The 19654-nt window shown below is 73.3% G+C and carries 24 protein-coding genes; 10 read left to right on the forward strand and 14 right to left on the reverse strand.

Annotated features, from left to right (window positions below; genetic code table 11):
• Positions 1-16 precede the first annotated feature (16 nt).
• The 3 genes from CBM981_RS14685 to CBM981_RS14695 are packed head-to-tail and all read right to left on the reverse strand — an operon-like array spanning position 17 to position 2402.
• On the reverse strand, positions 17-1045 hold the full coding sequence (locus CBM981_RS14685; RefSeq protein ID WP_087069005.1) for an RluA family pseudouridine synthase: 1029 nt from the start codon (positions 1043-1045) through the stop codon (positions 17-19).
• Positions 1042-1860 carry a response regulator transcription factor gene (locus CBM981_RS14690; protein ID WP_225867428.1) on the reverse strand — a complete coding sequence of 273 codons (819 nt, stop codon included), beginning with the start codon at positions 1858-1860 and terminating at the stop codon, positions 1042-1044. The genes CBM981_RS14685 and CBM981_RS14690 overlap by 4 nt, the downstream gene beginning before the upstream one ends.
• Before the next feature lie 20 nt (positions 1861-1880).
• The gene (locus tag CBM981_RS14695; protein WP_087069006.1) at positions 1881-2402 is read right to left on the reverse strand and encodes a hypothetical protein; all 522 of its coding nucleotides are present in this window, start codon (positions 2400-2402) and stop codon (positions 1881-1883) included.
• A 20-nt stretch (positions 2403-2422) separates the two neighbouring features.
• Here CBM981_RS14695 and CBM981_RS14700 point away from each other — a divergent pair, with 20 nt between their 5' ends.
• Positions 2423-3562, forward strand: coding sequence for a cysteine desulfurase family protein (locus CBM981_RS14700; protein WP_087069007.1), 1140 nt, complete (start codon positions 2423-2425; stop codon positions 3560-3562).
• Between the two features lie 39 nt (positions 3563-3601).
• Here the strand turns inward: CBM981_RS14700 and CBM981_RS14705 are convergent, their stop codons facing one another.
• The gene (locus tag CBM981_RS14705) at positions 3602-4144 is read right to left on the reverse strand and encodes a DUF456 family protein (RefSeq protein ID WP_225867429.1); all 543 of its coding nucleotides are present in this window, start codon (positions 4142-4144) and stop codon (positions 3602-3604) included.
• Between the two features lie 41 nt (positions 4145-4185).
• Complete coding sequence (gene rsmH / locus CBM981_RS14710; protein WP_255376831.1) at positions 4186-5187, reverse strand: 16S rRNA (cytosine(1402)-N(4))-methyltransferase RsmH; 1002 nt, start codon at positions 5185-5187, stop codon at positions 4186-4188.
• A gap of 44 nt (positions 5188-5231) precedes the next feature.
• Here rsmH and CBM981_RS14715 point away from each other — a divergent pair, with 44 nt between their 5' ends.
• Positions 5232-6416 (forward strand): NAD(P)H-quinone oxidoreductase subunit H, encoded by a 1185-nt coding sequence (locus tag CBM981_RS14715; protein WP_087069010.1) that lies wholly within the window; start codon positions 5232-5234, stop codon positions 6414-6416.
• A gap of 53 nt (positions 6417-6469) precedes the next feature.
• Positions 6470-6832: a DUF2752 domain-containing protein gene (locus CBM981_RS14720; RefSeq protein WP_225867430.1), complete on the forward strand. Its 363-nt coding sequence runs from the start codon at positions 6470-6472 to the stop codon at positions 6830-6832.
• A 29-nt stretch (positions 6833-6861) separates the two neighbouring features.
• Here CBM981_RS14720 and CBM981_RS14725 read toward each other — a convergent pair whose 3' ends face one another.
• Positions 6862-7548: a hypothetical protein gene (locus CBM981_RS14725; RefSeq protein WP_087069011.1), complete on the reverse strand. Its 687-nt coding sequence runs from the start codon at positions 7546-7548 to the stop codon at positions 6862-6864.
• Between the two features lie 96 nt (positions 7549-7644).
• Here CBM981_RS14725 and CBM981_RS14730 point away from each other — a divergent pair, with 96 nt between their 5' ends.
• Complete coding sequence (locus tag CBM981_RS14730; protein WP_087069012.1) at positions 7645-8097, forward strand: thioesterase family protein; 453 nt, start codon at positions 7645-7647, stop codon at positions 8095-8097.
• On the opposite strand, the gene CBM981_RS14735 is transcribed toward CBM981_RS14730, so the two are convergent.
• Genes CBM981_RS14735 through menA form a run of 5 tightly spaced genes read right to left on the reverse strand, consistent with a single transcriptional unit; the run spans position 8048 to position 11786 of the window.
• The gene (locus CBM981_RS14735) at positions 8048-8254 is read right to left on the reverse strand and encodes a hypothetical protein (protein WP_087069013.1); all 207 of its coding nucleotides are present in this window, start codon (positions 8252-8254) and stop codon (positions 8048-8050) included. The genes CBM981_RS14730 and CBM981_RS14735 overlap by 50 nt on opposite strands.
• A complete protein-coding gene (locus CBM981_RS14740) occupies positions 8254-8532 on the reverse strand; it encodes a TM2 domain-containing protein (RefSeq protein ID WP_087069479.1) in 279 nt (92 codons plus the stop codon). The genes CBM981_RS14735 and CBM981_RS14740 overlap by 1 nt, the downstream gene beginning before the upstream one ends.
• Positions 8516-9778, reverse strand: a complete 1263-nt coding sequence (locus CBM981_RS14745; RefSeq protein ID WP_087069480.1) for an AMP-binding protein — start codon at positions 9776-9778, stop codon at positions 8516-8518. Before CBM981_RS14745 ends, CBM981_RS14740 begins: the two co-directional genes overlap by 17 nt.
• The gene (locus CBM981_RS14750; RefSeq protein WP_087069481.1) at positions 9775-10782 is read right to left on the reverse strand and encodes an enolase C-terminal domain-like protein; all 1008 of its coding nucleotides are present in this window, start codon (positions 10780-10782) and stop codon (positions 9775-9777) included. The genes CBM981_RS14745 and CBM981_RS14750 overlap by 4 nt, the downstream gene beginning before the upstream one ends.
• 5 nt (positions 10783-10787) lie before the next feature.
• Positions 10788-11786, reverse strand: a complete 999-nt coding sequence (menA, locus tag CBM981_RS14755) for a 2-carboxy-1,4-naphthoquinone phytyltransferase (RefSeq protein WP_087069014.1) — start codon at positions 11784-11786, stop codon at positions 10788-10790.
• Between the two features lie 75 nt (positions 11787-11861).
• On the opposite strand from menA, the gene CBM981_RS14760 reads away from it, so the two are divergent.
• On the forward strand, positions 11862-13265 hold the full coding sequence (locus CBM981_RS14760) for an isochorismate synthase MenF (protein ID WP_087069015.1): 1404 nt from the start codon (positions 11862-11864) through the stop codon (positions 13263-13265).
• Between the two features lie 32 nt (positions 13266-13297).
• Positions 13298-15055 (forward strand): cyclic nucleotide-binding and patatin-like phospholipase domain-containing protein, encoded by a 1758-nt coding sequence (locus CBM981_RS14765; protein ID WP_087069016.1) that lies wholly within the window; start codon positions 13298-13300, stop codon positions 15053-15055.
• Positions 15056-15102: 47 nt separating this feature from the next.
• Here the strand turns inward: CBM981_RS14765 and CBM981_RS14770 are convergent, their stop codons facing one another.
• The 3 genes from CBM981_RS14770 to grxC are packed head-to-tail and all read right to left on the reverse strand — an operon-like array spanning position 15103 to position 17128.
• The gene (locus tag CBM981_RS14770) at positions 15103-15783 is read right to left on the reverse strand and encodes a Coq4 family protein (RefSeq protein WP_087069017.1); all 681 of its coding nucleotides are present in this window, start codon (positions 15781-15783) and stop codon (positions 15103-15105) included.
• Between the two features lie 56 nt (positions 15784-15839).
• Positions 15840-16865 carry a glutathione synthase gene (gene gshB, locus CBM981_RS14775; protein WP_172820908.1) on the reverse strand — a complete coding sequence of 342 codons (1026 nt, stop codon included), beginning with the start codon at positions 16863-16865 and terminating at the stop codon, positions 15840-15842.
• Between the two features lie 2 nt (positions 16866-16867).
• Positions 16868-17128, reverse strand: coding sequence for a glutaredoxin 3 (grxC, locus tag CBM981_RS14780; protein ID WP_087069018.1), 261 nt, complete (start codon positions 17126-17128; stop codon positions 16868-16870).
• 101 nt (positions 17129-17229) lie between these two features.
• Between grxC and prfB the strand changes: the two genes are divergently transcribed.
• From prfB to CBM981_RS14800, 4 genes are all read left to right on the forward strand, one after another.
• A protein-coding gene (gene prfB / locus CBM981_RS14785; protein WP_157665515.1) for a peptide chain release factor 2 occupies positions 17230-18364 on the forward strand; the annotation gives its coding sequence in 2 pieces (ribosomal slippage) (positions 17230-17304 and positions 17306-18364; 1134 coding nt in all).
• Complete coding sequence (locus CBM981_RS14790; RefSeq protein ID WP_087069020.1) at positions 18357-18545, forward strand: DUF3285 domain-containing protein; 189 nt, start codon at positions 18357-18359, stop codon at positions 18543-18545. Before prfB ends, CBM981_RS14790 begins: the two co-directional genes overlap by 8 nt.
• A 3-nt stretch (positions 18546-18548) precedes the next feature.
• Complete coding sequence (gene ybeY / locus CBM981_RS14795) at positions 18549-19148, forward strand: rRNA maturation RNase YbeY (RefSeq protein ID WP_225867431.1); 600 nt, start codon at positions 18549-18551, stop codon at positions 19146-19148.
• A gap of 38 nt (positions 19149-19186) precedes the next feature.
• Positions 19187-19633: a diacylglycerol kinase family protein gene (locus CBM981_RS14800; RefSeq protein WP_087069021.1), complete on the forward strand. Its 447-nt coding sequence runs from the start codon at positions 19187-19189 to the stop codon at positions 19631-19633.
• Positions 19634-19654: the final 21 nt, after the last annotated feature.

A 19654-nucleotide genomic window follows, 5' to 3' on the forward strand; every position in this document is an offset into this window, starting at 1 on the left:
TGCCCCGCCCGGAAGCTCACGCTGACACGCCCGGCCTGTCGCCGTGGCTGCACAGCTCCGGCGGCGGCGGTGCCTCCAGGGCGAGCCGCTGGCCAGCACCCGGAGGCCAGGGCAGGCTGAGCCGGTGGGCGTGCAACCGGTAGCCGGGATCCCCCGGCAGCGCCGTGGGATCCACCGCCCCGCCCAGCCGGTAGAGCGGATCCCCCAGCAGCGGGGACCCGATGGCGGCCAGATGGATGCGGATCTGATGGGGCCGCCCGGTGCCGATCGCCGCCGTCACCAGGCAGCCGTGGGCCCGCCGCTCCAGCAGGGTGATCGTGGTGAGGGCCGGCAGGGGCTCGCGGCCGCCGGCCGCCCACACCTCTGCCAGCCGCCCATGGGGCCGGCGGCCGATCGGGGTGGTGATGCGGAGGCTCTGCCCGGGCGCCAGGGCGCCGGCCCCCTCCGCCGCCAACGGGCCGACCAGGGCCCGGTAGACCTTGCGGCAGGCCGCCGGCGCCTCCTCAGCGGCCGTGGAGGCGGCGCGGCAGGCCTCGGCCGTGCTGTCGCGCAGCAGGGCACTGAGCCAGGCCCGGCTGGCCGGGCGGCGGGCACACACCAGCAGCCCGGAGGTGAAGCGGCCCAGCCGGTGCACCGGGCGCGGCAGGCCGGCGCCGGCGTCGAGGCGGCCTGCCCGCACCTGCCTCTCCAGGAGCCGCAGCGCCGTGTGCTCCAGAAAGCCACCGGCGGGCAGCACCGGCAGACCGCTGGGCTTGGCCAGCACCAGCAGGTCGCCGTCATCGAACAGGGGGCCGGGCAGATCCGGCACGGCGGGCTCCCACCAGGGGGGCCGATGCCACATCAGCCGGTCGCCCGGCTGCAGCGGCCCATCGGCCCGGAGCCGCTGGCCGTTCCTGACGATCTCGCCGGCGGCGATCCGCTCCAGCCACACCGCCGCCGGGGAGTGGCGGTAGCGGGCGGCGTAGAAGGCGCTCACGCTGGAATGGGCCCTGCGGACCGTGTCGCCATAGGCGTGGCCGCCGTTGGGGGCGGCGTGCGGGCTCACTCCACCAGGCCGTGCTCCAGGGCATAGCGCACCAGTTCGGTGCGGCTGGCGGTGCCGGTCTTGATGAAGAGGCGGCTCACGTACTTCTCCACGTTGCGGATCGAGGTTTCGAGGCGGCGGGCGATCTCCTTGTTCATCAGGCCTTCCGCCACCAGCTGCAGCACCGAGGCCTCGCGGGGGGTGAACACCAGGTCGCTGCTGCCGGCTGGCTTCTTGGCCTGGCCGCCGGTGGCGAGCAGCGAGCGGATCTCGGTGATCTGCTTCGCCATCTGGCCGATGTCGGCGTCGGCGAAGCGGGCGGCCTCGGCCAGCAGCCGCTCCTGGCGCCGCACGGCGTTGCGCACCCGGGCCACCAGCTCATCGGGATCGAAGGGCTTGGGGATGTAGTCGTCGCAGCCGGCCTGGAAGCCGGCGATGCGGTCGGCCGTCATGCCCTTGGCCGTGAGGAAGATCACGGGGGTGCCGCCGAGGCGCTCATCGGCCCGCAGCTTCCTGAGCAGCCCGTAGCCGTCACAGCGTGGCATCATCACGTCCGAGATCACCACGTCCGGGAGCAGCTCCTGGGCCTTCTCCCAGCCGTCCTCGCCATCGACGGCGGTGCTCACGGCGAAGCCCTCATCCTCCAGGTAGGCCTTCACGGCCGTGCGCAGGCCGGGCTCGTCGTCCACCAGCAGCAGACGCACCGGGGCCGGGGGGCCGGGCGGGGTGGAGGTCTGGGAGGCGGACTCCAGGGCGTGATCCGTGGCCTGGTCGCCGGAATCGGGAGCGCCGCTGGCGGGGTGGCTGGCGGTGCCGCCGGGTTGATCGGGTGTCATGGCCACCAGTCTGCAGAGCCTCAGCGGGAGCGTCCAGGCAGCACCTGCTCGGATTCCCGCAGCGTGGTGCTGTAGCCGAGCCGGCGGGCCACAGCCGTGAGCCCGGCGGGATCCTGGCCGGCGTGCTCCGGATGGCACACCGCCCACCACACCAGATGATCCACCCGGTTCGCCGGGGTGATCACACCGCCGGGGTTGATGGAGCGGATCAGCAGGCGGCCGCTGTCGTCCGTGATGCGCATGGGCTCGGCAGCGGTGCAGCGCACCGTGTCGGTCTGAATCCTCACGTCCGAGCCGAGCTGGCGCCAGAGCTGGGCGCGCCAGAGCCCCGGCACGGCCGGATCGGCCTTGGGGCCGTAGACCCCCAGCACCAGCGGGCCTTCGGGGCGGGGCTTTTCATCCAGCACCACCAGCCCGGCCGGGCGGTCCACCGCTGTGGCCTGGGCCAGGGTCGTGGCCGGGGCCGGGGCGGGGCCGCCGCCGGCCAGCAGGGGGAGCAGCCCGAGCGGCCACCACGACGCCGCGGGCGGGGTTGTCAGCATGGTGCCAGGCACGACCGCCCATGCTCGCCTACCTCGACCACCACGCCAGCACGCCCTGCGATCCGGCGGTGCAGGCCGCCATGGAGCCCTGGTGGAGCGTGCAGGCCGCCAACCCCTCCAGCCGGCTGCACCGTCCGGGGCTGGAGGCGGCGGCGGCCGTGGAGCGGGCCCGGACCCAGGTGGCCCGGGCGCTCGGCGCCGGCGAGGCCACCGGCGTGGTGTTCACCAGCGGCGCCACCGAGGCCAACAACCTCGCCCTCAAGGGCGTGGTGGAGGCCGCCCTGGAGCGGGGTGAGCCGCGGCGGCGCCTGCTGACCCTCGCCACCGAACACCGGGCGGTGCTGGATCCGCTGCGCTATCTGGAACGCCACGGCTTTCCCCTCACCGTGCTGCCGGTGGGGCGCGACGGCCTGGTGAACCTGGAGGCCTTCGCCGCGGCCCTCGGCCCCGATGTGCTGCTGGCCTCGGTGATGGCGGCCAACAACGAGATCGGCGTGCTGCAGCCCCTCGCGGCCATCGCGGAGCTCTGCCGCGCCCAGGGCGTGCTGCTGCATGTGGACGGGGCCCAGGCCGCCGGCCACATTCCCCTGGCGATGGAGACCCTGGGCATCGACCTGCTGAGTGTGAGCGGCCACAAGTGCTATGGCCCGAAGGGCGTGGGCGCCCTGCTGCTGCTGCCCGGGGTGGCCCTGGCCGCCCAGCTCCATGGCGGCGGTCAGGAGGGCGGCCTGCGGGCCGGCACCGTGGCGGTGCCCCTGGTGGTGGGCCTGGGGGAAGCCCTGCAGCGCTGCTGTGCCGATCGCTCCGAGCGGGCCCGGCGGCTCGGGGCCCTGCGGGACAGGCTCTGGCAGAGCCTCGAGGCCCTGGGCGGCGTGGACTGCAACGGTGCCGGCGCCCCCCGCCTGAGCCACAACCTCAACATCACGGTGAGCGGCGTGGACGGCACGGCCCTGCACCGCCTGCTGCGCCGCGACCTCGCCGTGAGCAGCGGCTCGGCCTGCAGCCAGGGCTCCCCCTCCCACGTGCTCGCCGCCCTGGGGCTCAGCCGCGCCGCAGCGGCGGCCTCGGTGCGCTTCGGCCTGGGCCGCGGCACCGGCGAGGCCGAGATCGGCCGCGCCATCGAGGCGGTGAGCGCCGCCGTGCGGCAGCTGCGGGGCTGAACCCGGCTCAGGCGAACACCCGGTGAGGGAAACACCCGGTCAGGCGAACAGCGTGGTGAGCAGCACGAAACCCGCCACCCCCAGCAGGGCCAGCACGGCCTGGGCCACCTTGCTCACCAGCATGCCGGCCACCACCGCCAGGCCCACCAGCAGCGAGCGGCGCAGCCGCAGCAGCCCCATGGGGCCCAGGGCGGTGGAGGCCGTGACCAGCTCCCCCAGGCTGGCCCCCAGCAGCGGCCCCACCAGGGCCCCCAGCAGCGGCCCGCCCACCGGCAGGGCCGGCAGCAGGCCCACCAGCCCCACCAGCAGCCCCAGCCCCGCGCCGATGTAGGCCCAGCGGGTGGCCTTGAGCCGGGCCGGGCCGAGCACCAGGCCGAGGGCATCGGCCCCCCAGCCCAGCAGCAGCAGCCCACAGGCCAGCAGGAACGGCGCCCAGCCGGCGGCCCAGCCCACGGCCCAGAGCCACAGGCCCGCCCCCAGCGGCAGCAGGGCCAGGCCCGGCAGCAGCGGCAGCAGGGTGCCCGGGATGGCCAGCAGCTGGATCAGCAGGGCCGCCCACCACAGGCCATCGCGTGCGGTCATGGCCGGGAGGGCGACCTCGGGAAGGTGGAGCGGCAGGCCGGTCATGGCCTTCGCCGCGCCACGCGGTACTTGGCCGAGCGGCTGCGGGGGTTGGCCTCCGCCTCCTCGGGTGCGGCCACCAGGGGCTTGCGGGTCACCCGTTCGAGCCGCTCGTCGGCAAGGAAGGCGGTCTTGACCCGCCGGTCTTCGAGGGAATGGAAACTGATCACCCCGAGCAGCCCTCCGGGCAGAAGCCAGTGGGGCACCTGCTCCAGCCAGCGCTCGAGCACCCCGAGCTCATCATTCACCGCGATGCGCAGGGCCTGGAAGGTGCGGGTTGCCGGATGGATGCGGCCGCGCCGGGCGGCCGGCGGGTAGCAGCCGCCCACCAGCCAGGCCAGTTCGGCGGTGCTGCGGGGCCGGGCCGGATCGTTCCAGGGCCCCTGGTCCTTGATGCGGCGGGCGATGCGGCGCGAGAGGCGCTCCTCGCCGTAGGCGTAGAGCAGATCGGCCAGCGCGCTCTCCTCCAGCCGGTCGAGCAGGGCGGCGGCCGTCTCGCCCGCCAACGGGTTCATGCGCATGTCGAGCGGGCCCGCGCTGCGGAAGCTGAAGCCCCGCTCCGCCCCATCCAGCTGGGGACTGCTCACCCCCAGATCGGCCAGCACCGCCAGGGCGGGTTCGGCCGGGCGGTGGTCGGCGAAGTTGGTGGCCACGATCGTGACCCGGTCGCCGAAGGGGGCGAGGCGCTCGGCGGCGGCGGCGCGGGCGCTCGGGTCCTGGTCCAGCCCGATCAGGCGCAGGCCGGGATGGGCCTGCAGCAACAGGGCGCTGTGGCCGCCGCCGCCGAGGGTGCAGTCGATCAGCAGGCCGCCACCGGGTCGCTGGGCCAGCAGGTCCTCCAGGGGCTCGAAGCTCGCCAGCACGGCCTCGGCCAGCACCGGCTGGTGGGCATAGGCCGGGGCCGCCGCGGCGTCGCCAGCGGCCTCAGCCGGGGGCTCTCCAGGAGCCTCTTCTGGAGCCTCTCCTGGGGAGTCGGAAGGTGGCGGGGGAACAGAGGGGGGCACGAAACCTTCCTAAGATCCCGCCATTCGACCGCAGACCACGGCCCATGACGCAGCTGGAGACGCGCACGGAGCCGATGGTGGTGAACTTCGGCCCCCATCACCCCTCGATGCACGGGGTGCTGCGGCTCGTGGTGACCCTCGACGGCGAGGACGTGGTGGACTGCGAGCCGGTGATCGGCTACCTGCACCGCGGCATGGAGAAGATCGCCGAGAACCGCACGAACGTGATGTTCGTGCCCTACGTGAGCCGCATGGACTACGCGGCCGGCATGTTCTACGAGGCGATCGTGGTGAACGCTCCCGAGCGGCTCGCCGATGTGCCTGTGCCCAGGCGGGCCAGCTACATCCGGGTGCTGATGCTGGAGCTCAACCGCATCGCCAACCACCTGCTCTGGCTTGGCCCCTTCCTGGCTGATGTGGGCGCCCAGACGCCGTTCTTCTACATCTTCCGCGAGCGGGAGATGATCTACGACCTCTGGGAGGCGGCCACCGGCCAGCGGCTGATCAACAACAACTACTTCCGCATCGGCGGGGTGGCGGCCGATCTGCCCTACGGCTGGCTGGAGAAGTGCCTCGACTTCTGCGACTGGTTCGGCCCCAAGATCAACGAGTACGAGAAGCTGATCACCAACAACCCGATCTTCCGCCGCCGCATCGAGGGCCTGGGCACGATCAGCCGCGAGGAGGCGATCAACTGGAGCCTTTCGGGTCCGATGCTGCGCGCCTCGGGCGTGCCGTGGGATCTGCGCAAGGTGGACCACTACGAGTGCTACGACGACTTTGACTGGGATGTGGCCACCGCCCAGGAGGGCGACTGCTACGCCCGCTACCGGGTGCGGATCCAGGAGATGCGCGAATCCCTGAAGATCCTGCGCCAGGCCTGCGCCATGATTCCCGGTGGCCCCACCGAGAACCTCGAGGCCCGGCGCCTGGCCGAGGGCAAGGGCGGTGAATCCAGTGGATTCGACCTGCAGTACGTGGCCAAGAAGGTGGCCCCCACCTTCAAGATCCCCAGTGGCGAGCTCTACACCCGCCTGGAATCGGGCAAGGGGGAGATCGGCGTGTTCATCCAGGGCAACGACGACGTGACCCCGTGGCGCTTCAAGATCCGCGCTGCCGATCAGAACAACCTGCAGATCCTGCCCCACATCCTCAAGGGGCACAAAGTGGCCGACATCATGGCGATCCTCGGCTCGATCGACGTGATCATGGGCTCGGTGGATCGCTGAAATCCGGTTCGCTCCCGCGCCGGTTTCTGGAGCGGCTGCAGCAGGCCGGCTTTTTGCTGCCGGCCGGGATCACGGGCTACCTCTGGCTCAAGGGGGCCCATCCGGGCCTGCCGGGCTTCGCCTGCCCCCTGCGGGCCATCACGGGCATTCCCTGCCCCACCTGCTTCCTCACCAGAGCCACCGCCGCCAGCCTCCAGGCCCAGTGGGGGGAGGCCCTCAGCCAGCACGCCCTGGGGCCCCTGGCTGCGGCGGCACTGCTGGTGTGGTCGGTGCAGGCGATCCGGCGGCGGCGCCTGGCTCCCCGGGGGCTGCGCCCCTGGCACGGGGCGGTGGTGCTGGCGGTGCTGCTGGGCTACTGGGGCCTGCGCCTGGTGATGCACTACGGCATGGGTCTGGCAGCCTTTCCCTCAGGCTGAGGGCAGCCGGCAGCGGTGGGCGTAGCCGTTCAGCTCAGCACTCCGCGGTGGTAGGCCACGTTCTGGATGTAGAAGCTGGACACCGGCACGGCCACCAGGGCACCGAGGCCGCAGGTGACCACCGACACCACAGCCACCACCAGCCCGGTGAGCAGCTCGATGCCCACGAACTCCCAGCCCCTGGGCGAGCGGTACACCGCCTGGAAGGACAGCCGCAGGGTCTCCAGCACCGGCAGGTCGGTGTTGAACACCTTGTTCACGTACACAGGGCCCACCAGCGCCACGGCGATGCCGGGCAGCACGCACAGCAGCAGGCCGATCACGGTGACGAGGCTGAACAGCAGGCCCGCCAGCAGGTAACGCCAGGGCCGGCGGAACAGGGCCTGGAAAGCCGCCTCGATGCCGATGGTCTCCCCGCTGGCGTAGTGGAGGGCAGGCACCGCCGTGAACAGCACCCCCACCAGGCTCGAGAGGATGGAGAAGGGCAGCTGGCCCAGCTGGCCCAGGGCCATCGCCACCGCCTCCGCCATCTCGGACATGGCCTGGCCGCCGGCCACCAGATAGGCGATCACATTGATCACCACGTAGATGCCGAAGCCCATCCCGCTGATCACCGCCGTGGCCACCCAGATCAGCAGCATGGTGGGCACATGGGTCAGAAACGCCTGCCAGGCCCGCGTCACGGTGGGCGGTTCGTAGGCGGCAGGAGAAGCCAAGGGGGCGGTCCGGAGGTTCCCGGAATGTAGGCAGCCGCCAAGGCCGCTACAACACGGTCGACGGCAGCCCCCCGGCTCCACTCCCCCCTGCTTGCGATGGCTCCGGATCCCTCCAGCTGGCTGCTGCTCTGCCGCACCGTGCGCTTCGGTGACACCGACGCCGCCGGGGTGCTGCACGCCCCCCGCCTGCTGAGCTGGTGCCACGAGGCCTATGAAGAGAGCCTGGAGCGCTACGGCATCGGCGCCGCCGAGGTGTTCCCCACCCCGGACCACCCCCTGGCGGTGGCCCTGCCGATCGTGCACTGCCGCGCTGACTACCTGAAGCCGCTGGTGTGCGGTGATCCCCTGGCGATCGCCCTGGAGCCGAGGCGCCTCGATCCGGGCGGCTTCGAGGTGGGCTACAGCTTCAGCTGCAACGGCACTGCCGTGGCCCGGGGACTCACCTGCCACGTGGCGATCGAAACGGCCAGCCGCAGGCGCTGCCGCCTGCCGGAGCCGCTCAACCGCTGGCTGGAGGCCTCGAGCCTGGGCGGGGTGCAGCCGTTGTAGCCCAGTACAGCGCCGCCAGCTGCAGGGGCAGCAGGCTGGCCAGCACCGCCATCAGGGGCAGGGTGGTGTCGTGGGGAATGGCGCCCACGGCCACCACGCTGACCATCCCCCCAGCCAGCAGGGGCAGCAGGGCCAGGCGTCTGGTCGGCACGGGCATCAGAACCAGTCCTTCACCCCGTCGATGTAGGTGGCCTGGAACTCCTCGTTGGTCTTGGTGAGATAGAGGATGCCCTCGATCAGGCCGATCACCCCCATCACGAAGCTGGCCAGGCCGCAGGTCACCACGCCCCCGGCCAGGGACACCACCAGCATGATCACGCCGGCCTTGGTGTAGCCGAGGATGAATTTGTGCACACCGAACGCACCCAGAAAGATGCCGGTGAGGCCCGCCGCCAGCTTCTTGTTGCTCAGTTCGGTCTCACTCAGGGTGGCCATCGGCGGCAGCACCATCGCGCAGGGGATGCCCTGCTTCTAGCGATAGGAGCCAGCGCTGCCAACGGCTCCGTTCCCATTTCCCCAACGGCGAGGGCTCCAGGCCCGGGCAGCACAGCCAGCGGCGGGGGCGCTCCGCCGGCGCCCAGCCGGCCGCCGCCGCGGCCAGCTGGCGGCACAGGGCCGCCCCGTCGGCGCCCGGGGCCGGCCGCACCAGGCCCGCCAGCCGCTCCCCCCAATCGGGATCCGGCAGCGCCAGCAGCAGCACCTCCTGCAGGGGCCAGCCCCCCTCAGCCGCCAGGGCTCGGATCCGCGCTTCGATCTGCTCGGGGAACACCGTTTCGCCGCCGCTGTGGATGGCCCCGTCGATCCGGCCCAGCAGCCGCAGGCCCTCCGCGCTGAGCCGGGCCCCGTCGCCGCTGCGCCACCAGCCCTGCCGCAGCCCAGGCAGCGGCTGCAGCACGCCGGCCTCCACCCACCCCGGGCTCAACCGGTCGCAACGCACCTCCAGGGCCACGGACCCCGGCGCCAGCCGCAGCTCCACCCCGGCCAGGGCCGGGCCACATCCCCCCACCCCGGCGAGGAACCGCTCCGGTGGCAGGGCGGCCACCATGGCCGCCGTTTCGGTGGCGCCGTAGCAGGGCGACAGCCGCAGGCCGGCGCGGCGGGCCCGGGCCGCCAGGGCGGGCGGCAGGGGCGCACCCCCCACCCAGATCACCGCCAGGCACCGCAGCCAGGCGAGACCCGCGGGCTCAACCATCAGCCGGGCCAGCTGGGTGGGCACCAGGGAGAGCAGGGCCGGCGGTGGCGCAGCCGAGCCCGGCGGGCCGGTGAGCGGCAGCCGGGCGGCCAGCTCCCGGGGCTGCCGCATCCAGGCGGGCGGGATCACGCGGTGGGCCCCGCCCCACTGGCGCGCCCGCAGCCAGGGCAGCAGGCCGCTCACGTGGTGCAGGGGCAAGGGGTTGAGGTGCAGGCAGGCGGCCGGATCGACACCGACCGCCCGCAGCCAGTGCGCCGTGGCCGCGGCCGAGGCCTGCAGGTGGGCCAGGGGCTGCAGGCACCAGCGGCGGCCACCGCTGCTGCCGCCGCTGCCCACCACCACGCCGGGTCCCCAGTGCTCCCCCAGCCGTTCCAGCCCCCCGGGCCCCAGAGCCGCATCCAGGGCGGCCTGCTCCTGCGGGGCCGCCAGGCCCGCCAGCCGGCCGTCGGCCCAGGCCGCCTCGAGCTCGGCCAGCGGGTCGGGCGTCAAGCCGCCGCCTGCCACACCGCAGCCGGGTCGGCGGCGGCCAGGGGGCCGCGGGGCTGCCAGCGGCTCGCCAGCCCGGGCGCCGACGGGGTGGGACCGGCCCACTGCAGGGCCGCCAGATGCTCCAGCCAGCGGCGGCCGATGCCCGTTTCAAAGGAACTGCTGAGCATCAGCCCCGGCGTTCCCCGCTGCAGGGCCGCCAGCAGGGGCCGGGGATCACCCTCCTGGCTGGGACGTCGCACCTGCCAGGAGGGCCAGTGGGCCGTGAGCCCGGGATGGTGCTGGAGGGATTCATCCAGCGCCACCGGCAGCTGGCGGGCCAGGGCCAGCAGCCCCTCGGGGTCGGCGGGGGGCAGCGGCTGCTCCAGCCAGTGGAGCCGGGGTTCGGTGGCCAGCCGCTCGGCCCAGCCCCAGGCGGTGGCGCGGGTCCAGCCGCCGTTGGCATCGAGCCGCAGGCCGGCCGTGGCCGGCAGCCGCTCCAGCAGCTGCTCCAGCAGCTGCCGCTCCAGGACGTCATCGTGGGTGGCCACCTTCCACTTGAGCACCAGGGGGTGGGGACCGGCCTGGGCGATGGCCTCCTCCAGCGCCGCCAGGGCGGCCTCACCCGCCGGCAGCAGCACGGCACCGGGCGGCGCGGCACGCCAGCGCCCCTGCGGCAGGCCCTCCACCTCGGCCAGAGCGGCACCGAGCGCGAAGGCCAGGCAGCGGGGCCCCAAGCCGTAGCCGAAGCCGTGCTCCAGCCGCTGCTCCAGATCCCGGCGCGACAGCACGGCGGGCAGGCCGGCGATCGCCTCCTCCAGCCCGGCGGACTGCTCCAGCAGGGGCGAGGCCTCCCCCCAGCCCACCGCGCCCGTCTCCGCGTCCAGGCGCAGCAGCCAGCCCTGTTTGGCTGCCAGGGTGCCCCGGGCCGTGCGCAGCGGCTGCGGCAGCAGGGCCCGGAACGGCCGCCACTGCAGCCGAAGCTGGAGGTCACCACCCTGGCCGGCGGCGGCAGGCGTGCACGCCACCGGGGTCACAACCAGTGCCCCAGGGCCAGGCCGAGGGCCAGGCCCAGGCCGTTGAGGGTCTGGAAGCGGAGCGCCAGAAACTTGCTGCCCACGATCCGCTCCGGAGCGTGGTGGTGCTGCTCCAGCAGCGCGATCAGGGCCCGGGCGGGGACCAGGCCGGCCGCGCCCAGCAGGGCGGTGAGGGGCCAGGCACCCAGCAGCACCGGCGCCCACTGCAGGGCGAGGCTGGAGGCCACGAACCAGGGCACCAGGGCGGCGGCGCTGCGGGGGCCGAGCTGCACCACCGGCGATCGCTTGCCGTGGGCCGCGTCCTCCTCCACCTGATGGAAATGGGAACAGAACAGCACCAGGGTGGTGGCCAGGGCGGGGCCGCTGCCCAGGGCGAGGGCCGCGCGCCAGGGCACCGCGGCATCCGCCCCGGCGGCCGGGGCCAGGGCCAGCAGGCCGGCGGCGGTGGCCAGGGGCCCGAAGGCCAGCCAGCACAGCGGCTCCCCCAGACCGCGGTAGCCCAGGCGAAACGGCGGCCCCTGGTAGAGGTAGCCCAGGGCGCAGCAGCCCAGCACCAGCCCCAGCACCAGCGGTGTGCTGCGCCAGGCCACCAGGGCCATCAGCAGCAGCCCCAGCGCCAGGGCCCCATGGGCCAGCAGCGCCACCCGATCCCGCCGGCCGGTGAGGTTCACCACGGAGTGGGGCTTGCCCCGGGTGTCCACGCCGGTGTCGGCATCGAAGACATCGTTGGCCAGATTCTCCCAGGCCAGCAGCAGCACGGCCGCCCCCAGAAAGAGCAGCAGCTGATCGAGCCGCACGGGCTCGCCGCGGCCCCAGCGCCAGCCGGCGGCCAGCAGCACGGGCATCACCGCCACCGCGTACATGGGCCACTTCAGGGCTGCCTTCCAGAGATCACGGCGGCCCGGGGGCCCGGGGACCGGAGCGGGCATGGGGGTGTGGGTGGAGGGGGACGTGGAGGTGGCGTAACGGCTTGCGACGACCTCGGGCTCAGGCATGGGGACCGAAGGCGGCAACCGCGGCAGGACCCATACATTTGAGCAGCTCTTCGCGGCGCCTTCAGGCCCCAGCCGTTGCTGGCTCCCGATTCCTTCACCGATCTGCTGGCCCTGGCCAGCGAGGGCGCCCGGCTGGCGGACGAGGAGGGCGTGCTCAGCCTGGCGGTGCCGATGGCGCCGTGCGACCCGATGGCGCTGCTGCCCCTGCTGGAGGGGGGCGACAGCTTCCGCTTCCTGTGGGACGGCGCCCCCGGGCTCTGCATCGCCGCCAGCGGCCGCACCAACAGCCTGGAGCTGAGCGGGCCGCGGCGGTTCGAGCTGGCCCAGCGCTTCGCCAGCGCCAGCCTCAGCCGGCTCGCCGGCCACCACACCGGCCAGGCCGGCACCTGCCCGCCCCTGGCGCGGCCGCGGGTGCTGCTGGCCTTCGCCTTCTTCGACGCCCCGCTCGAGAGTTCCGCGGCCGCCATCCCCGGGGTGCAGGCGGTGCTGCCCCGCTGGCAGCTGAGCCGCCACGGCCACCGCTGCTGGCTGCGGCTGCAGCGGCCGCTGGGGGGTGACGTGACCCCCCGCAGCCTGGCGGAAGAGCTGTGGGACACGGCTCGCCGGCTGGAGCGCTGCACACCGCAGCTGCCGCGGGCGGAGCGGATCGCCGTGGCCCTGCGCTCTCCCTGGCAGGAGCACTACCGCCAGGCCGCCGCCAGGGCCCTGGAGCTGGTGGAGGGCAACGCCCTGCAGAAGCTGGTGCTGGCGGTGCGCCAGCAGCTCAGCCTCAGTGCCAGGCCCGATCCCCTCGATCTGCTGGCACCGCTGCGGCGGCACCAGGGCGGCAGCTGCCGCCTGATGTGGCAGCGCAACGCCGCCTCGGCCCTGATCGGCGCCTCCCCGGAGCGGCTGCTCACCGTGCGCCAGGGGCAGCTGCGCAGCGATGCCCTGGCCGGCACCGCCCCGGCCGATGACCGCGCCGCGGCCCTGCTGCACTCCACCAAGGACCGGCTGGAGCACGAGCTGGTGGTGGACACCATCACCGCCGTGCTGGCCCGCTCAGGGCTGAACCCCCGCCGCCCGCGCCATCCGCGCCTCGCCCGCCACGGCCAGCTCGTGCACCTGCACAGCCCCATCAGCGCCTGCCTGGGGGCCCAGCCTCCCCTGGCGATCGCGGCGGCCCTGCACCCCACCCCGGCGGTGGCCGGGCTGCCGCGACGGGAGGCGATGGCCTGGCTGCGCAGCCTGGAGCCGTTCGAGCGCGGCCACTACGCCGCTCCGATCGGCTGGATCGACAGCGCCGGCGACCTGGACCTGCGCGTGGCGATCCGCAGCGGCACCGTGGAGGGGCGGCAGCTCGAGCTCACCGCCGGAGCCGGTCTGGTGCCAGGCTCTGCGGTGGATCGGGAACTGCAGGAGGTGGCGCTCAAGCTGGGTGTGCTCCAGCAGCAGCTCAACCTCCCCCATCCCATGGCGGCGGCAGGCCTGCCGCTCTGACACGCCAGGATCTCCGACACCCCAGGATCACGATGACGACGGAGCTCACAGCGCTGCTGGCCAGCGCTCTCTCGGGGTCCGGGCTGCTGGCGGGGCTCGATCCGGCCCAGATCACGGGGCTCGCCCCAGGCCGCGGCCGGATCGAGGAGGGCGGCGAGCTGTTCCGCAGGGGAGAACTGGGCCGCCATGCCTATCTGGTGCTGCAGGGGGTGCTGGGGCTCCACACCGGCGAGGCGGGCCAGCCCGGCGCCTTCTTCCGCAAGGTGGTGGCCGGCGAACTGGTGGGGGAGTACAGCCCCCTGAGCGGCGAACCGCGCTCCGCCTCGGCCCTGGCCCTCACGGCGGTGGACTACCTGGCGTTCGATCGGCACCAGCTGGATCAGCTGCTGGAGTGCCAGCCCTGCCTGCAGACCCGCTTCATCACGGCGCTGGCGGAGGCCGCCTCGATCGGCCGCGACCCCGGCTGCATGCCGCTGGAGACAATCGTGATCCACCTGGCCAGCCCCGGCTCGGCGCTCACGGCGGCGGTGCTGGCGCAGCTGCCCGGGCACCTGCGGCGGCTGTGCGGGCAGCTGGAGATCCTGCCGGACCTCCAGCTCCATGGCCTGGAGCCGGACGCCGCCGGCAGCGGCGAGGCCGCGGGGGAGCAGGAACCGGGGGACGACCCGGAGGCACGGCTGCACGCCCGGCTGATCGAGGCCACCCGCACGGGCCGGCCCCAGCTGATCGTGAACCGGGATCCCCGGGCCGTGAGCCGCCGCAACCGGCTGCTGATCGACCGGCTGCTGATCCTCTGCGACGGCGAGGCCAGCCGGATCAGCCTGCCCGAGGCCGCCGACGGCGAGGCCCTGCTGGTGCGGCTCTGGCCCCGGGAGCAGCAGCAGCCCCGCTCCCGCGACTGGGCGACGAGCCAGCCCTTCGCCCAGGTGCTCAACCTGCAGCCCGGGCGCTCCTCCCACCTGGACCGGCTGGCCCGGGCCATCCTGCGGCGCCAGAACGTGCTGGTGCTGGGGGGCGGCGGCGCCAGGGGCTTCGCCCACATCGGCGCCCTGGCGGCCCTGGAGGAGCTGGGACTGCGGGATTTCGACATGGTGATGGGCGTGAGCATCGGCTCGCTGGTGGCGTCCCTGGCCGCCTTCGACCTGCCCGCCGCCGAGATCTTCGCCAACCTGGAGCGGGTGATCATCAAGGCGCGGCCCTACTCCTTCACGCTGCCCCGCGGCTCCCTGTTCACCCTGCGCAACTCGCGGCTGGAGCTGGAGCGCTTCTTCGGCAGCGCCCGCCTTCAGGACAGCTGGCTGCCGCTGCGCTGCTTCTCCACCAACCTCTCCACCAACCAGCTCGAAACCTGGAGCACGGGCGCCATCCCCGACGCCGTGATCGCCAGCATGTCGGTGCCGGGGATCTTCCCCCCCGTGGAGGACGCCCGGGGCCACCTGCACGTGGATGGGGGCATTCTCAACAACCTGCCGGTGGCGGCGGCCCGCCGGGCCAGTGACGGGCGGGTGGTGGCCATCTCGCTCGACCCCGAGCCCGCCGCGGCGACGCCGGCCGCCGGGGGCAGCGCCGCCGCGCGCACACCGCCTTCGCTGGGGCGCACGATCATCGACGCGATGATGTGCGGCTCCCACGCCGCCACCCAGGCCCAGGAGCGGCTGGCCGACCTGATCCTCCGGCCCGACATCGGTGGCTTTCCCTTCCTCGAGTGGAAGCGCTACCGGGAGATCTATGCCGAGGGCTATGCCGCGGCCCAGGCCCGGTTCAGGGAAGGCTGGCCTGCCGGCCACTGATCGGATCGGACCTGATCTGACCGGACCTGAACAGACCGGAGCCGCCTTCAGGCCATGCCCAGGGCTTCCGGCTGCTCCGGCAGCCCCACCATCCGGCGCCACTCCGCCAGCGGACGGCTCCAGTGCTCCTCCCAGCGCTGGGCCAGCAGCGGCTGGGCCTTGTAGCCGAGCTGGTAGCCGTGGCCGATGCCGCCCAGCACCGCCCCCATCTGCTCCGGATCCTTGAGCAGGTAGCGGAGCAGGCCGCCGCAGGTGATCACGGCCGCCATCGGCCGCCAGGTCTGGGCCAGTTCGAAGGCCTTGAGGGCGATCTCCCCCACCCGGTCGGTGCCGATGCCCGTCACCACATGCCAGATGTCATGGCTCTGGCGCATGCGCATCAGGATCCAGTCGAGGTCGCTCTTCACCTCCACCTTGCGGTAGTAGTCGGGATCGAAGCCGTGGTCGAGCAGGTGGCGGGCCAGGGCATGGCCGAGGCTGCCGGCGGGCATCGCGGCCAGCACGTCCACGTCGAGGGGCTGGGCCAGGTAGCGCTCGTCCATCAGCTCCCGCACGCCGGGCAGGCCCGCCACGCGGGCCTCGAAGCTGTCCATAGCCCCGGTGCGGCGCAGGCCGTCCTCGATGTCGAACACCGACTCGGTGCCCTCCGGGTTACGGATCATGCCCACCACGCCGCTGAGGGTGCGGAGGTAGTTGATCTGGTGACGACGGGTCTGGTGTTCGGCCATCGCGGCGCAGGCCGGGCGGGGCTCAGGACGTCGGCCAGGCTGCGGCGGCCAACGTATCAACGGTGGGGCAGTTTTTCCAGCGTGAGATCGGCCAGGGGGAGGCCTCCGAGCCGCTCCACTTCGCGGATGCCGGTGGGGCTGGTCACGTTGATCTCGCTGAGGCGGCCGTCGATCACATCGATCCCCACGAAGAAGAGCCCCTCGGCGCGCAGGGCGGGGGCCAGTTCGGCGCAGATGCGGCGCTCCTGCTCGGTGAGGTCGGTGGCCTCGGGCGCCCCGCCCACCGCCAGGTTGCTGCGGAACTCGCCGCCGCTCGGCACCCGGTTCACGGCCCCCAGCGGCTCGCCATCCACCAGCAGGATGCGCTTGTCGCCCGCCTTCACCCCGGGCAGGAACGCCTGCACCATCACCGGCAGCTGCTCCTGGGCCGTCACCAGCTCCAGCAGCGCCCGCAGCCCCGGACTGGCCGCCGAGGCGAACACCACCCCCTGGCCGGCGCGGCCACCCAGCGGCTTGAGCACCACCTCGGCGTGCTCGCCCGTGAAGGCGGCCAGCTCCTCCACCCGGCTGGCCACCAGGGTGGGCGCCATCAGGTGGCTCCAGCGCAGGGAGCTGAGCTTCTCGTTCCAGGCCCGCAGCGCCGCCGGCCGGTTGATCACCGCCACCCCCTGGCGCTCGGCCAGATCGAGCAGGTGGGTGGCGTAGAGGTAGGCCTCATCCACCGGTGGGTCCTTGCGCATCCACACGTGGGCGAAGGCGGTGAGGGGCAGCGGCCGGGCCTGCCCGAGGCGGTACCAGGGCTCGGGCACGCGCCAGCCCTCAAGCTCCGGGCTGATCGCCGCCAGCTCCACGGGCTCGGCCCGCACCCAGGCGCCATGGCCGGGGCCGGCGGCGGCCTCCCGGGCGGAGAGGTCGGCGGGGGTGGCCACCCACACGGGCCGGCCGGCCCGCTGGGCCGCCTGCATCAGGGCCACGGTGGAGTCCTTGGCGGGCTTCAGGCGGCTGATCGGATCGATCACGAACAGCTGGGCTCCCGCCCCGATCGCCGGATCCGGGGCGGACAACGCCGGGGAGGTCACCACGGTCAGGCCGCCAGCAGGGCGTCGAGCCGGCCGCTGCGCTCGAGGGCGTGGAGGTCGTCGCAGCCGCCCACGTGCTGGCCGTCGATGAAGGTCTGGGGCACGCTGCGGCGCCCACCGCTGCGTTCGGCCATGGCGCTGCGGGCCGGCTCGTCGCCGTCGATGGCGTACTCGGTGTAGGCCACGCCCTTGCGGTCGAGCAGGGCCTTGGCACGGATGCAGAAGGGGCAGGCCCGCCAGGTGTAGATCTCGACGTGGGGGGCCATCGGGGCTCGCAGCACTGCTGGAGGAATCCTAAAAGCGGCCTCCCCCGCCATTGGCCTCCCCCGCCGTTGAGTACGGTCGTTTCGACGTTTCCTACCCGCCGGTGCTCGACCTCACCGACTTCAAGCGCGACCTCTCCGAGCTCACCGACCGCCTGGGCCATGCCCAGGACTGTCTTTGACGTTCCCGCTCTGAAAGCACGGCAGCAGGATCTCGAGCAGCTCGCCTCCCAGCCGGACTTCTGGGACGACCAGCAGGCGGCGCAGAAACAGATGCGCCAGCTGGACGATGTGAAGGCCCAGCTGCAGCAGCTGGAGCGCTGGAAGGCCGCGGTGAGCGACGCCGAGGCCACCCTGGAGCTCCATGAGCTCGAGCCCGACGCCGACCTGCTGGCGGAGGCCCATGCGGGCCTCACCAGCCTGCGCGGCGACCTGGACCGCTGGGAGCTGGAGCGGCTGCTGAGCGGCCCCTACGACAAGGAGGGGGCCGTGCTCACCATCAACGCCGGCGCCGGCGGCACCGACGCCCAGGACTGGGCCCAGATGCTGCTGCGCATGTACACCCGCTGGGCGGAGGACCACGGCATGAAGGTGAGCGTGGACGAGCTCAGCGAGGGGGAGGAGGCCGGCATCAAGAGCTGCACGATCGAGATCGAGGGCCGCTATGCCTACGGCTATCTGCGCAATGAGAAGGGCACCCACCGGCTGGTGCGCATCAGCCCGTTCAACGCCAACGACAAGCGCCAGACGAGTTTTGCCGGCGTGGAGGTGATGCCCAAGATCGAGGAGGAGGTGAAGCTCGACATCCCCGACAAGGACCTGGAGATCACCACCTCCCGCTCCGGTGGCGCCGGCGGCCAAAACGTGAACAAGGTGGAGACGGCTGTGCGCATCCTGCACATCCCCACCGGCCTGTTCGTGCGCTGCACCCAGGAGCGCTCCCAGCTGCAGAACAAGGAGAAGGCGATGGCGCTGCTGATGGCCAAGCTGCTGGTGATCGCCCAGGAGCAGCGGGCCGCCGAGATCGCCGACATCCGCGGTGACATCGTGGAGGCGGCCTGGGGCAACCAGATCCGCAACTACGTGTTCCACCCGTACCAGATGGTGAAGGACCTGCGCACCCAGCACGAGACCACCGACGTGCAGGGGGTGATGGACGGCGACCTCGATCCCTTCATCCAGAGCCTGCTGCACGCGGGCGTGGAGGTGGGCAGCGGCGGGGAGGACGGGGATGGCTGAGCCCGGCAGCCAGAAGCCTGCGCCCGTGCAGGAGAACCCCAGCTTCGTGAAGCTGGCGATGCGCAACATGGTGCGCAAGGGCCGCCAGAGCCTGGTGCACTTCGGCCTGACGGCCGTGGGGCTGCTGGCCTTCCTGGTGCTGATCGCCTGGCTGGGCCGCCCCCAGCTGCCCGGGGGCTGAGCGGTGGGCGCACCAGGGGCCGACCCGCCCGGGCTCGATCTGGCCTTCGAGGCCGCTGCGGGCCTGGCGGCCGCGCTCACCACCGCCGCGGGGCCCCTGGCCGATGGCGACGCGGGCGCCGGAGCCTGGCAGCAGCAGCTGGAGGCCTGGCTGGCCCGCCTGCGGCCCGAGCTGCCGCCCCGGCTGCAGGCCAGGGCCTACAGCCTGGGGCTGAGCCTGGTGGACGATGCCGCCATCGCCGCGCTGAACCAGAAGTGGCGCCAGGGCTCCGGCCCCACCGATGTGCTGGCCTTCGCCGCCCAGGACGAGGACCTCGACGGTCTGGCGCCGCCGCCGCCCGGGCCGGCGACGCCGGAGCTGGAGGCCGAACCCCTGGAACTCGGCGACATCGTGATCTCGCTCGACACCGCCGCCCGCCAGGCGCCGGAGCATGGCCACAGCCTGGAGGAGGAACTGCTGTTCCTGGCCAGCCACGGCCTGCTGCACCTGCTGGGCTGGGACCACCCGGACGACGCCAGCCTGGCGGCGATGCTGGCCCGGCAGCAGGAGCTGCTGACCCCTGGGCAGACCGGACAACGGCGGTATGGTGCGGCTACGCCATGACCAGCCCCCTCCCCCGTCCCGAACCCCGTCCCCGGTTGATGGAGGCGCCAGCACCGCCGCCGGGCGGGCAGCAGGCCCGCCAGCGGCCGCCCCAGAAACGGATCGGGGCCTGGAGAGTGGCGGGGGATCTGCCTTCGAGCTTCCGCTACGCCGCCCAGGGCCTGGGCTACGGCCTGCGCAGCCAGCGCAACTTCCGCATCCATGTGGGCACCGGCGCCGTGGTGTTCGGCCTGGGGCTGTGGCTCGAGCTCAGCGCCGACCGCATGGCCCTGCTGGTGCTCACCGTGGCGGCGGTGCTGGTGCTGGAGCTGCTCAACACGGCCACCGAGGCGGTGGTGGATCTGGCGATCGGCCGCCAGTTCCACCCGCTGGCGCGGGTGGCGAAGGACTGCGCCGCCGCGGCGGTGCTGGTGGCGGCCCTGGCCTCGCTGCTGATCGCCGGCCTGCTGCTGGTGCCGCCGCTGCTGGGCCGGCTCGGCCTTTGAATGGCCGCAGGCCCGTGGCGT

The organism is Cyanobium sp. NIES-981, assembly GCF_900088535.1.
In the GTDB taxonomy this organism is placed as follows: domain Bacteria; phylum Cyanobacteriota; class Cyanobacteriia; order PCC-6307; family Cyanobiaceae; genus NIES-981.